General features: G+C 47.4%; 12 protein-coding genes. 7 read left to right on the top strand and 5 right to left on the bottom strand.

The window, feature by feature from the left end:
- The first annotated feature begins 121 nt into the window (after positions 1–121).
- Complete coding sequence (locus tag FTT63_RS09330; protein WP_180192199.1) at positions 122–1,825, top strand: M61 family metallopeptidase; 1,704 nt, start codon at positions 122–124, stop codon at positions 1,823–1,825.
- A gap of 95 nt (positions 1,826–1,920) precedes the next feature.
- Here the strand turns inward: FTT63_RS09330 and paaI are convergent, their stop codons facing one another.
- Both paaI and FTT63_RS09320 read right to left on the bottom strand, forming a co-directional pair.
- A complete protein-coding gene (gene paaI, locus FTT63_RS09325; protein WP_180192198.1) occupies positions 1,921–2,313 on the bottom strand; it encodes a hydroxyphenylacetyl-CoA thioesterase PaaI in 393 nt (130 codons plus the stop codon).
- Positions 2,314–2,490: 177 nt separating this feature from the next.
- Positions 2,491–3,276, bottom strand: coding sequence for an rRNA large subunit pseudouridine synthase E (locus FTT63_RS09320; protein WP_045794865.1), 786 nt, complete (start codon positions 3,274–3,276; stop codon positions 2,491–2,493).
- A gap of 407 nt (positions 3,277–3,683) precedes the next feature.
- Between FTT63_RS09320 and icd the strand changes: the two genes are divergently transcribed.
- The 3 genes from icd to FTT63_RS09305 all read left to right on the top strand — a co-directional run bounded on the left by icd (position 3,684) and on the right by FTT63_RS09305 (position 6,195).
- Positions 3,684–4,940 carry an NADP-dependent isocitrate dehydrogenase gene (icd, locus tag FTT63_RS09315; RefSeq protein ID WP_016659160.1) on the top strand — a complete coding sequence of 419 codons (1,257 nt, stop codon included), beginning with the start codon at positions 3,684–3,686 and terminating at the stop codon, positions 4,938–4,940.
- A gap of 285 nt (positions 4,941–5,225) precedes the next feature.
- On the top strand, positions 5,226–5,369 hold the full coding sequence (locus FTT63_RS09310) for a hypothetical protein (RefSeq protein WP_005178964.1): 144 nt from the start codon (positions 5,226–5,228) through the stop codon (positions 5,367–5,369).
- Positions 5,370–5,625: 256 nt separating this feature from the next.
- A complete protein-coding gene (locus FTT63_RS09305) occupies positions 5,626–6,195 on the top strand; it encodes a M23 family metallopeptidase (protein WP_005178963.1) in 570 nt (189 codons plus the stop codon).
- Between the two features lie 6 nt (positions 6,196–6,201).
- Here FTT63_RS09305 and FTT63_RS09300 read toward each other — a convergent pair whose 3' ends face one another.
- Together FTT63_RS09300 and FTT63_RS09295 are read right to left on the bottom strand one after the other, a co-directional pair.
- Positions 6,202–7,380, bottom strand: a complete 1,179-nt coding sequence (locus tag FTT63_RS09300; RefSeq protein ID WP_180192197.1) for a YbfB/YjiJ family MFS transporter — start codon at positions 7,378–7,380, stop codon at positions 6,202–6,204.
- Between the two features lie 107 nt (positions 7,381–7,487).
- Entirely contained in the window at positions 7,488–8,066 is a 579-nt protein-coding gene (locus tag FTT63_RS09295; protein ID WP_168384636.1) for a flavin reductase family protein, read from the bottom strand.
- A gap of 136 nt (positions 8,067–8,202) precedes the next feature.
- On the opposite strand from FTT63_RS09295, the gene FTT63_RS09290 reads away from it, so the two are divergent.
- Both FTT63_RS09290 and FTT63_RS09285 read left to right on the top strand, forming a co-directional pair.
- A complete protein-coding gene (locus FTT63_RS09290; RefSeq protein WP_005178958.1) occupies positions 8,203–9,030 on the top strand; it encodes a PhzF family phenazine biosynthesis protein in 828 nt (275 codons plus the stop codon).
- A gap of 121 nt (positions 9,031–9,151) precedes the next feature.
- Entirely contained in the window at positions 9,152–11,914 is a 2,763-nt protein-coding gene (locus FTT63_RS09285) for a pitrilysin family protein (protein WP_180192196.1), read from the top strand.
- A 141-nt stretch (positions 11,915–12,055) separates the two neighbouring features.
- Here the strand turns inward: FTT63_RS09285 and FTT63_RS09280 are convergent, their stop codons facing one another.
- Entirely contained in the window at positions 12,056–13,123 is a 1,068-nt protein-coding gene (locus tag FTT63_RS09280) for an amidohydrolase (RefSeq protein WP_180192195.1), read from the bottom strand.
- A 182-nt stretch (positions 13,124–13,305) separates the two neighbouring features.
- On the opposite strand from FTT63_RS09280, the gene FTT63_RS09275 reads away from it, so the two are divergent.
- Positions 13,306–13,531, top strand: a 226-nt coding sequence (locus FTT63_RS09275; protein WP_171260912.1) for a transposase domain-containing protein, incomplete at its 3' end; no start/stop codon positions are given.

Here is a 13,531-nt window from a genome sequence, read left to right as displayed (position 1 = left end):
TGCTTTTTTTTGCCGCCTGACTAGCGATAATTTTCGACAATGAAGACGACTGCGCATTGCATGACAAAAAAATGTTAAGCTAATTGATAAGTTATCTCTTTGATCTTTTATATCGCCCATTATGTTGCATTATCAAATCGAATTTGACGATTATCGTCAGCATCTTATTCATGTCACTTTGCGCTTTCTGGCCAATCCGACACAGGTTCTAGCTTTACCAACCTGGATTCCGGGCAGCTATCTGATTCGTGAATTTTCCAAACATATTGAAGCGGTCAAGGCCTATGATGAAGCCGGGCGTATTTTAAAAATCCAGAAATTTGAAAAGAACAAATGGCGTTTGTTTAATACCGATCATGAACTGATTACGGTGGAATATGATGTTTATGCCTACGACCTGTCGGTGCGTGGTGCCTATGTTGATCAGACCCGGTTATATGTCAATCCGGCCTGTGCCTGTTTAGGACTGGAAGGTCAGGAAGATAAAGCGATTGAAGTCGAAGTGTTTCTGCCTAATGAGCTGAAACATTTCCAGCTGGCGACCGGACTGGCAGCCAAAAGTCTGGTGAAGGGGCGTTATACCTTAAAAGCCAAAAACTATGCCGAACTGATTGATGCGCCGTTTGAGCTGGCCGAGCAGACCCGTTTTAGTTTTGATGCAGCAGGCATTCCACATGAATTTGTGGTGTCGGGCAAACATGCCATGAATGCTGCGAGAATGCAGCAGGACCTGGAAAAAATCTGCGCCACTGAAATTGCCATGTTCGGTTCTGCACCGTTTCAGGATTATACCTTTATGACCATGGCGACCGGGAGCAGCTACGGTGGTCTGGAGCATCCAAACAGCACCAGCCTGATTACCCCGCGCGATGACTTGCCAAAAGCCAATGAGCCGGAAGAGCCGTCGAAAGAATATCAGCGTTTTCTGGGGCTGTGCAGCCATGAATATTTCCACTCCTGGCTGGTGAAATTTATCCGTCCGGACAGCTTTGTCAATTATGACCTGAACCGGGAAGGTTACACCTCTTTGTTGTGGATTTTTGAAGGTTTCACCTCATATTATGATGACCTGATTTTATTACGCAGCGGTGTGGTTAATCAGGAGTCTTATATTGCTTTATTAAAAGCGCAGATTGACCGTTATTTGCAAAATCCGGGTCGGGCAATCCAAACCGTGGCTGAATCAAGCTTTGATGCTTGGGTGAAATTCTACCGTCAGGATGAAAACTCCAACCATGCCGGCACCAGCTATTACAACAAGGGCTGTCTGGTGGCCTTGTGTCTAGATCTTGGTTTACGTCTGCGTGGCTCTAGTCTGGATGCGTTAATGCGCAAGCTGTATGACAATGCGCAGCAGGGGATTCAGGTGCATGAGCGCACGATTTATGAATTGTGTCAGGAATTAACCGGTGATAGCTGGGCTGAGCAGATTAACCATCTGATTAACACCACCGAAGAATTACCGCTGGATCAGCTGTTCCCGGAATTTGGTCTGAGCTACAGCTTAAAAAATGACAAGCGTTTGCCATTGGGGCTAAAACTGGCCGATAAACCGGAAGGCGTACTGGTACAGGCCGCACGCCGTGATGGTCAGGCAGCGCAAGCCGGTCTGTCGGCGCATGATGTAATCATTGCCATTGATGGCCTCAAAGCCAGCAGCAAACTGATCGAACAGTATGCCAAACAGAGCGGCAGCTTTACAGTACATGCTTTCCGCCGTGATGAACTGATGCAGTTTGAAGTGAATGCAGCAGGTTCTGAACTGACTGAAGTTGAATTAAAAGTTGAAGATCAGGCCAAACTGGATCGCTGGTTAAAAGTGTAAAATCACAGTCTGAAATCTATACTATAAAAAACCGATGCTCAGGCATCGGTTTTTTTATGCAGATCTATCGTCATAAACCCTATCGTAATCACACCTTATTTGATGATCAGGCGGGAAGTACCGCGAAACTCCGCCACAATCTGCTGCTTCTGGTTCGTGACCCGAATATCATAAATGCCGCTGCGGCCACTGCTGGCCTTATGTTCTGCCACCGCAGTCAGGGTATCGCCGAGCAGGCCCGGTTTTAAATAATGAATACCGCAGTGCTGACCCACCGCCGAATGTTTGCCGGTGTTGCAGGCAATGGCAAAAGCCGCATCCGCCAGCGCAAAAATCACCGAACCGTTACAGGTTTGATGGCCTTGTAAATGCTGCTCGGTAATTTTTAATTCAATCTGTGCGCTGTGTTCACCAAACGACACCAAATGGGCGCCCAGATGCTGCATTAATCGGTCCTGATGAAACATGGGATTAACTTGCTGATCCATAGCAGACTCCTTTTTTAAGATACGTTTTATTTTAAATTTAAAATTATGTGAATCATAAATAGCATTGTGATGCTGAAAATACAAGCAAAAAAATAAGGCCCCGTTGGAGCCTTATTTTCATCGTCTATTCAACGCATCTTTGCAACAGCTTTTTTAGCTATACAGATGCCAGCCCCATTAACGGGCACGACGACCACGTGATTTGGTGTTGGGACGGGTGGTGCCATTGGTCTTGCGACGTGGCTTTTCACCTTCTTCCATTTGCCAGATGCGTGGTGTGCCGGATTTTTTCTTGGCGGTACCATCTTTGTTGACTTTTTTCTGCATCGGTTTGCCACCAGTGCCGCCCGGTTTCTTCACATAAGAACGTGAGCGATACGGCTGTTCGGCTGGTACATCTTTAAAGTCGCTATAGAGCAGTGGTTCAATTTCACGGGTTTCACCCGGTTGCAGGCCCAGCTGAACCAGATCAATCGAACCGATTTTGGTGCGAATTAAACGCAAAGTTGGGAAGCCGACCGCAGCGGTCATGCGGCGCACCTGACGGTTACGGCCTTCACAAATTGAAATTTCAGCCCAGGAGGTCGGCACCGAAGCGCGGTAACGTACCGGCGGATGACGTTCCCATAACCACTCCGGTTCAGCCACTTTAATCGCTTTGGCCGGCAAGGTCATGCCATCATTCAGTTCTACACCTTTACGCAGCTGTTCTAGCGCTTCTTCGGTAATGTCACCATCGACCTGGACCAGATAGGTTTTAAACTTTTTATTGGCCGGGTTGGTAATAAACTGGTTTAAACCGCCATGATCGGTCAGGAACATTAAACCTTCTGAATCCATGTCCAGACGACCGGCAATCCGCAAATCCGGATCGTCAATGAAGTCGGCCATGGTTGGGTGCTTTTCATCGGGACGAAACTGTGACAGCACATCATAAGGCTTGTTAAGAATAACTATTTTCACTGTAACCTGCTAAAAAATATAACAAAATCTGGGTGTGGTTCTTATGCTACCTGTAATAAAACCCGGCATGGGAGAGAAAGGGTGACAATGAGCAAAAAGAAGGTCCACAATATCCGGCTACTATAGCAGATTCTGTCTGATCTGCCTGAACTTTATGGCAAAGCTGAGCAGATGATTTTGATTGGAAATGTAAAACTTGCTGAGAGATGCTACAGGATATATGCCGATTTATTAAGCACAGAAATAAGGCCATTTCCCTTATAAATCCCGGGCTGGTTAAATTTTGATTAAACTGAAAAGATCATCGAGTTAAAAATACAATTAAGCAGACAGCCAAAAAAAGACCGGTGCCGGGCAAGAATAGTATGGATTTGCCCGCCCACCAATCACAGGGAGTAGCAAGGATTATGGGTTATCAGAAAATCGTCGTGCCTGCAGATGGCAGCAAAATTACGGTAAATGCAGATTTATCCCTGAATGTGCCGAACAATCCGATTATCCCTTTTATTGAAGGTGACGGGATTGGGGTGGATATTACCCCGACTATGAAAGCGGTGGTGGATGCGGCGGTACAAAAAGCCTATGGCGGCAAACGTGCGATTGAATGGATGGAAGTATATTGCGGCGAAAAGGCCAACAAGATTTATGGCACCTATATGCCGGAAGAAACCTTTGAGGTCTTGCGTGAATTTGTGGTGTCGATTAAAGGGCCGCTAACCACACCAGTTGGTGGTGGGATCCGTTCATTGAATGTGGCCTTGCGTCAGGAACTGGACCTGTATGTCTGTGTGCGTCCGGTGCGCTGGTTTGAGGGCGTACCTTCGCCGGTGCAACATCCGGAACTGACCGATATGGTGATTTTCCGGGAAAACTCGGAAGATATTTATGCCGGGATTGAATGGAAAGCCGATTCACCGGAAGCGAAAAAAGTTATTAAATTCCTGAAAGAGGAAATGGGTGTCACCAAAATCCGCTTTGAAGAAAACTGTGGTATTGGGATTAAACCGGTCTCCAAAGAAGGCACTCAGCGTCTGGTGCGTAAAGCCATCCAGTTCGCGATTGATAATGACAAGCCGAGTGTGACCTTGGTACATAAAGGCAACATCATGAAATATACCGAAGGCGCCTTTAAGGAATGGGGGTATGAAGTGGCGCTGGAGCGTTTTGGCGGCGAATTACTCGATGGCGGGCCGTGGGTGAAGCTGAAAAATCCGAAAACCGGCAAAGAGATTATGATTAAAGATGTAATTGCCGATGCCTTTTTACAGCAGATTTTAATGCGCCCGGCAGATTATTCGGTCATTGCCACCTTAAACCTGAACGGGGATTATATTTCCGATGCACTGGCGGCAGAAGTCGGCGGGATTGGTATTGCACCGGGAGCCAATATTGGCGGCGCAATACATATGTATGAAGCCACCCATGGCACCGCTCCAAAGTATGCCGGGCAGGACAAGGTCAATCCGGGTTCGATTATTCTGTCTGCGGAAATGATGCTGCGTGATATGGGCTGGACCGAAGCGGCCGATCTGATTATTCGGGGTGTATCCGGTGCGATTGCAGCCAAAACGGTGACATATGATTTTGAACGCCTGATGCCAGATGCCACCTTGCTGCGCTGCTCTGAGTTTGGTCAGGCGATTATTGACAAGATGGACCAATAAAAACACTATCTATTCGGTGTAACCGCCCGCGTTTAACGCGGGTTTTTTATGCCTTATCTTCCCATCTATTTGTGTCAATGTAATGACAAGTAACCACAGTGATGCTTTGGGTGAGTAAAGTAAAATGACAGAACTTTTTTCACTTGATTTGTAATGGATAATCCTGTGCCCAATTACATTGAGGCAATTTGATACAGCTTATGACTTGGGCAAAAAACAAAAACCGGTAGAGTAATACTTGTACATATTGTGCGACATATCGAACTGATACAGGAGTGATATGAAATGGCTAATCAACAAAACCAGCAGAATCAACAGAATCAGCAAAACCAACGTCAACAAAATCAGCAGCAGAATGACAATCAACGTCAACAGCAGCAACAGCCTCAGCAACAAAATCAAAAACAGAAAAACCAACGTCAGCAATGATGTCGCACCCCCAATTTAAAAACTTTTTCATCGCCTAAGGGTGAAGATGGGTTTTTAAATTGATTTACTGACAAAGGCTCTCATGATGAGAGCCTTTGTCATATTTACATGTAATGCAGCCCATTACGATCTATATCGGAAACTTGATTTAGAAATTACCTCAAAGCCCAGATCAGCAAAACCTGTACAAAAACCGTGTTTTATCTACCTTTGAGCAGACCTTAAGATCAAGTCATCCCTTGATGATGCAGGTGCAATGAATATCTTGATTTCTAAACGGCTCGCCGGTCTGGCGCTTGGCTTAAGTTTGAGTGTGCTGCTGGTCGGCTGTCAGCCACCGCCTTCGGGTGATGCCGCCGGTATGCGCTATCCGATGCTGTATCTGAAATTGCAACAGCAGGAATTCATGGCGCCTTTACCGGTCCCGGTAGAAGGTGTGCAGGCCAGGCAGATCAGTGATACCTGGGGGGCGGCGCGCAGTGAAGGGCGTCGGCATGAAGGCACTGATATTTTTGCCAAACGCGGCACGCCGGTACGCTCAACCACGGCTGGAATTGTATCGCGGGTGGGCACCAACAACCTTGGGGGTAAAGTGGTCTGGGTGATTGGTCCGGGCTTAAGCCATCATTATTATGCACATTTAGAGGATTATGCAGCGGAGATTCAGGAAGGCGACTGGATTGAAGCCGGTGAAATCATTGGTTATGTCGGTAATAGCGGCAATGCTCAAAATACACCGCCACATTTGCATTATGGGATTTATCTCAGTGGTCAAGGCGCCGTGAATCCTTATCCCTATTTGGTACAAGAGCTGACCGATGAATAAGCTAAATCAGTTTACCTCGGCTGTGGAAACCGGGGTTTTGGTGGCCGGCAGGCTGCAAATAAAATATAGATTTCCCAGTGCCAGAACCGCACCAGCCAGTAAAAACTGCTGCGGATAGGACCAGCCGGCGACTTGTAAGCCGCTAAAGCTTAAGCCTCCTATCAGCTGCACGCTGGCGAAGCATAAAGTGGCCATGCCCCATAACTTTTTATAGGCCAGTCCATACAGCTGGAGCAGGGTATAAGAGGTCAGAAACACCACCGCCGGATTCAGCAGGCCTGTAAAAAAGGAAGACAGAAAAGTCATCACTGACCAAGGTGCGATTGCCGCTAAAATGGCAGCCACATACAGGCAATACAGAATTTTCAGGGCTTTGAAATTGCCGAGCTGTTTTGCCAAAAAATAGGCACAGGCCGCTCCGCAGGCACTGCCCAGGCCATATAAAATCCAGTGGCTATTAATCCAGAACAGGCTGAGTTGTTGCACCTGACTTAAATAGTCAATCCAGAAGAGCGAGTGTGGTACATAGGAAAACGCGCTACAGCTATACACCAAGAGCAGGCTGGCACAGACTTTTTTATTGATGGGTACAGCAGCAGCGCTTTGAGGCTGGCTTTGGATGTTAACCGGTAGGGCTTTGGGTTTGAGCAGGATTAAACCCAGACTGCACAGCACGGCAAAGGCACATAAAATCAGCCAGGCGCTTGAGGTGGAGATATGATCTAAATAGGGCAAAAATAATGTGGCGAGCAGCACGCCAAGTCCGATGCCACTAAAACCAATCACATTAATTTTAAACCGATGCTGCAATTTACAGTGCTGGGCGACTATGCTCGGTGCCAGAATCATCAGCCAGCCACCGCAGATGCCGGACAATATTCGCCAGAACAGATACCAGCTGCCCTCAAAACCGGCGAACGCACAGCAGAATAAACTTAAACTGCCGAGAAAGGCCGCGGCCTGAATCCAGCTTAATAGCTGCCGGTTTAAGCGCATGGCCCAGACCGCACCAATTAAATAACCGAGTAAATTGGCGCTGCCTAACAGGCTGGCAAACTCGCTACTCCATTCAAAAGCCAGACGGGTACTGGGTAATAAGGCGGTATAAGAAAAACGAAAAATACCGATACCTAAACAGGTGGCCAGCAGTAAAAACAGGCTGAGGCGGCGTTGCTGTGCATCCATGCAGATTCCTTGCGCTTTTTATTATGCGTAAAATATTGTTGTATGGCGCGCGGGCTATTACAGTTGCGCGCTGATCTGGCCAATTTGTTTGCTAATCTAACAACTGTTTATTCCACTGAAACCGGCTGACCAATGCTATAAAAATGCCCGCCGGCAATATGGTGGATACTTTTCCATTCATCGGCCACTTCATGATAATACCAGTGCCCGTCACGAAATACCCGCTGATCGGCATAGGCTGTAATGACTTTGCCTATAAACAGGTCATGGGTTTGCTGGTTGTGCGGCTCCGGAATAAGTTCACAGATCAGCCAGGCGGCGCATCCGGCCACTGTCGGCACAGGAGAATGCTCAAACTGGAACAGCTCGACCCCACAGCGGTCCAGCTTGTTCGGCTCCTGAAACAGGCTGATGCTTCCCAGTTGATGCACCATCCTGAGCTGTTTTAAGGTCGGCACCTGCAAGGCAAAATAACCTGACTGTTCAATGATGGCACGGGTTTTGGTGCTTTTATCCAGCACCACTGTAACTTTGGCGGGATTAAACTCAAGCGCACAGGCCCAGGCTGCAGCCATGACATCGGTTTCTTGCTGATCTTGTGCAGACACCAGCACGGTCGGACCATGATTAATCAAACGATAGGCCTTTTCCAAAGGTACAGTTTGCAGATCAGCAGGGAGCGTCATATTTTTTTATTCCTCAATCAGAGATCATTCCAGAGATATGCAGGAAAACAACAATTCTGCATTGTACCGGGTGTTAAAACTTATATCATTGATGCATGCTTGGGAAAAAGCACAAAATACAGCGGGAGACAGATTCATGAAAATGTATCAGGTTGATGCATTCACAACAGCATTATTTAAGGGAAATCCGGCCGCAGTAATAGTGGTCGAAGACTGGCTTGATGACGCTTTAATGCAGAATATTGCACTGGAAAATAACCTTTCCGAAACTGCCTTTGTCAAGCCGATGGATGCTGAAAATTTCGAGATCCGCTGGTTTAGCCCCACAGTTGAAGTCGATTTTTGCGGCCATGCCACTTTGGCCAGCAGCTTTGTACTGTTTAAGGATTATACCCGCGCCAAAACCATTCATTTTCATGTCAAAAATTTAGGTCTTTTTATTGTCACGCAAGATGATGATGGCAAAATCCGCATGAATTTTCCAACCCGTGTGCCGGTACTGCAAGATGAATTTCCGGCGCAATTGCTGGATGTGATTGATCAGCCGGTTAAGGAAGTCTATTTAAATGCACAGGCCTATATTCTGGTACTGGAATCTGAGCAGGCAGTGTTAGCCGCCCAGCCCGATCTGGCCAAAATCCGGCAGATTGCAGAGCTGCATCAGGTCAGCACCGCAATTACCGCGACAGACCTAGATGTGGCCTTGACCGCGCCCTCTCAGGACTATGACTATATTGCTCGCTACTTTGCCCCGCATAAAGGGATTGATGAAGATCCGGTGACTGGTTCCATGCATACCGGTCTGGCGCCGTTATGGGCAGAAAAAACCGGCAAAACTGAACTGGTGGCTTATCAGGCTTCGGCGCGAGGTGGAATGCTGTACTGTGCCTTACAAGCAGAGCAGCGTATTGAAATTTCCGGTTATGCCAAATTATATCTGGTGGCCGAGTTATTTTTAGATTAAAACAGAACAGGGAAATCACGCTGGGTATGCCGGTGATTTTCAAACATAAGTCACAACAACAAACAATTTAATGCTGCAGTCATGCAAGCGGCTGCAGCAGGTAAAAGGTATTGAAAAAATTATGTTAATACGGTTTAAACAGCTCAGCCTGTCTTTGCTGATCATGGGTGTGGGGGCTACGACATTTGCCCAGCCGGTGTTGGTAAAATCTGAACAGCAGATTGAAGAATACCGGCTGGATAATGGTTTTCGGGTGATTCTGGCGCCGAATGCCAAAGAAAATAAAGTGGTGATGAGTACCATCTACTTTACCGGTTCCCTGAATGATCCCCAAGGCAAAGGCGGTATGGCGCATTTACTGGAACATCTGGCGTTTAAAGGCACCCAGAATGTCCCGGGAGATGAATTCCAGCGCCGTTTAAACCAGTACACCTTAAGCAATAATGCCAGCACCGATTACTACTCGACCAAATATCTGAACACCATCCGCCCAGATCAGACAGCCATTAATGAGATGATTTATCTTGAAGCCGAGCGTATGGACAAGCTGGTGCTGCAAGAAAAATTTGTGCCGGCAGAAATTGCGATTGTGAAGCGTGAACGCGAAGTGCGTATGGATCAGCCCTATGCGGTGTTAATGGATCAGGTCTGGAAAGCGGCCTATGGCAACCAGTATCTGGGCCGTTTACCGATTGGTGATCTGAATGAGTTGCAGTCGATTCAGATGCCGGAATTGCAGCGTTTTTATCGTAACTGGTATGCACCGAATAATGCCGTGATGGTGCTGACCGGCAAGTTTGATAAAGCGCAGGTACTCAAGCAGATTGATCAGCATTTTAGTCCGCTGGCCAAACGCCAGATTCCGGCACAGGTCAAGGTGCCAGTGCTGGATGCCCGTACCATCAAAAACCGGGATTTTTTAGTGCAAAAAGGCAGCCAGCTGGCCAAGTTCAATATCTATTTAAATGGTCAGAACGGCCAGCATAAAACCGCTCTGGCGTTGGCGCCGTATTTATACACCATGCAGCCGAGCGGGCATTTGTATCAGGGCATGGTTGAAACCGGTATCAGCACCATGGTGCAATCGACCACCTGGCTGGATCAGGATTTTAATCTGGTCTTTATGGGTGCCTTGTATGCACCGACTCATAATGCCAAGCAGGTTGAAACTGCCTTGCAGCAGGGTGTCGAGCAGGGCAAAAATTTTAATCAGACCGAGCTGAACCGGGTCAAAACCCTGATTCGTAATAGCCAGGACAGTCTGTTTAGCAATGCCAGTGCTCTTGCCGGTATGCTAAGTGATTATGTGGTATCGGAGCAGGGCAACTGGGCACAGTATTTTGTCCATCAACAGGAATTACAGGCCTTAACGGTGGATCAGGTCAATACACGTTTACAGCAATTCCTGATTCCTGAACATCGTATGCGCGGGCATATTCAGCCGACACCAGAAGAGCAGAAAAAGGCCCAGCAACAGCAGGCTGCTGAACCGCTGAAAACCCTCGATCAAATGGATGTACAGGCCGAGCCACTCAAAGACATCAGCAGCTATGAGCAGGAAATTCAGCAGTATCTGCACACATCCAAACAGGCCTTAAGCCAGACTGAAGCCAAAATCCAGCGTGGCACACTGGCCAATGGCATGAAATATGCACTGTTTCCCACCTCGACCCGGGACGATAAAACCTACGCCACCATTATAGTCGATTTTGGCAATGAAAAATCGCTGTTTAATCAGGGCGAGATTATTGACCTGATGGCCTATTTAATGCTGCGTGCCTCAGATCAGTACAGCCTGCAGGATATTGCCGACAAATCCATTGACGCCGGTGGTTCAGCTTCGGCACAGGCCAATAGCAATGGCGTGGCCATTTCGATTGTGGCCAAAAAAGATAAATTTGATGAGTTTTTCAGATTTGTCTTGGAAATCATGAAAAAGCCGCTGTTTGAACAGGCCCAGTTTGATCTGATCAAGGCACAAAGTCTGGCCAGTCTGGACCGGCCGTATACCGAGCCGGAAACCGTGGCTGCCTTAAATATGGCACGTTTGATCGAGCGTTATCAGCCGGGAGATTTGCGTTATCACTTCGAGCCGGAATTTGCCAAGCAGCAGTTGACCCAGGCCAGCAATGAGAAAGTCAAACAGCTGTATCGGCAGTTTTTTGCCATGGATCATGCCCGGATTGCCATTACCGGCGATTATGAGGCCAAGCCGGTTCTCAAGCTGTTGCAACAGCAGTTTGCCACTTGGAACGGAGCACAGCCGTATCAGCGTTTAAGCGTGCCGTATAACAGCTATGCGGCGCAAAAACAGCATGTACTGTCCGAACAGCGTGAGTTTGGCAGTTATCAGGGCGTGATGACCCTGCCCGTGGGAAATGATCATCCCGATGCAGCCGCATTAATGGTCATGAGTCATATTTTAGGGGACTCACAACTGACCTCACGTCTGGCGCAAGAGCTGCGTGAAAAAAATGCGCTGGTCTACAGTTTTGGCAGTTCGCTCAGTTTAAGCAGCTTTGAAAATTCCGGTGCCCTCAGTGTGAGTGCCAACTATACTGCCGGTAAAGCGGCGCAGTTGTCGCAGGCGGTACATAAAGTCTTTCAGGAGTTGCGCAAAAATGGCGTGACTGCACAGGAAGTAGCGGCGGCCAAGGCTGACATTCTGAAACAGCGTGTCACAGCGCTGGAAGATGAGCGCCGTATTCACCGGATGCTGGTGGCACAGCTGGAACTTGACCGTGATTTACCGTATCGGGAAAAACGTGATCAGGCCATTGCCCGACTCAGCAAAGCCGATATTGATGCGGTGATCCAGAAATATCTGCTGCCGCAACATTGGGTCGAAGTCATGGCTGATCAATATGGTCAGCCGGTAAAATAAGTGCTGATTACAGATCATTCATATAAAAAATCTCCCTAAACGGGAGGTTTTTATGAAGCCGGTTATGTTGGCACTGATCCCATCTGCCAGCAATCCTTATAGGTGCTATGAGTAAGTATGAGGTGAATTTATCATAGAGAATTAGAGCCGATAGAATTGTTTGGCATTATCATGGAACACCTGCGCTAATGCCTGCGGATGATACGTCGCCACCACATCGCTAAAGGCATCAATAATCGTGACTAAGTCACTGCTGACCCGATCCATCGGGAAATTGGAACCAAACATCACCCGATACATACCAAAACTTTTCAGCGCGTGCTGAATCAGCGGGGCAGTTAAATCAATAATTTCCTGTTTTGAGGCCAGCCGTTGCTGCTGGTGAAACTGATGGCCCAGTACCGGCATAAACAGCCCCGACAATTTGGTATAGACATTCGGGCAGCGCGCCAGTTCAGCCAGGTCTTCCTGCCAGCGAAACAGGATATTGTCGCGCGCAGTTTGGGTAATACCGGTATGCGAGCCGACCGGACCAAACAGACCGGCCGGTGTACCGAGGTGATCCAGCACAATTGAGGTTTCCGGAAACTGTTTTGCCAGGGCAATCACATCTTCCAGCTGGCTGGAATAGACCCAGGCATCAAAACTTAAATTATGCTGTGCCAGTAGTTCAAAGCCTTTCAGAAATTTTTTGTCACGGTATAAATGCGGATCATCGGCCCAGGCATAAATGTCTTTATCTTCATGAACCGCAGCCATTTTACGAATCCCGCGAAAATGTTGCGGCGCCGCTTTCTGATGCATTTTCAGAATCTGCTTGAACTGGCTGTCACGCGGGTCGGCCGTGGCCACCACTGCACCCAGCTGGATACCATTTTTGGCAAAATCCAGCGATTCAATAAAACGGGTTTCTCCATCCACACCTTTGCCTTTGTGGTCATGCCAGCTGGCCTCCACATGTACCACTTTTTCAACCGGATAAAAGCCGACATCGCGGCAATAATGTTCGGGCAAATAGGGGGCAGTGACATGCTGGGTGTGTCCCAAAGTGTCAATCAGTGCTTTGGATTTTAGCGTACGGATGGTTTTATCCAGTAAGCGTGGATATTTCCCTAGCAGCTTGACTGCCAGGCGTGCGCTGTGTGGTGTGTTATATGGGTCCCATTGATGAATATGCGCATCAATCAGTGCAAATCCAAGATTTTGCATAGCAGGTTGGTTTGATCCTTGAAGATGTCTATTTTATTCAAAGCCAAGTCTGCAAAAAAGAAAAGGGTATTTATCGAAAAGATGACATTAAAAAAGCCCAACAGGGTGGTAATGCCAGTCAGTTAAGCAAATTTTAGTAAAATGTAGTAAAAATGAGTGTATGTAAATACGCTCATTTTTTTATGTCTTTATCTGAACATTTAGAATCCACTCTTGAACATGCTCTCCCATCACTCAACCATTTTTGTGAACTTATTGATTTAAATTGGATTGAAACAAGCCTGCATCAAACAGGTAAGGCATCGATCAGAAGGAGAAAATTACCTGCTGAGCACGTGGTTTGGCTTGTTCTTGGGCTTGCCTTGTTTCGCAATCAACCCATCAGCTATGTGGTAGAACAATTAAAAC

This window comes from Acinetobacter sp. C15, assembly GCF_013420645.1.
GTDB classification, from domain to species: domain Bacteria; phylum Pseudomonadota; class Gammaproteobacteria; order Pseudomonadales; family Moraxellaceae; genus Acinetobacter; species Acinetobacter indicus.
The sequence above is the reverse complement of the archived record's forward strand: the minus strand, read 5'-3'. Positions and strand labels throughout refer to the sequence as shown.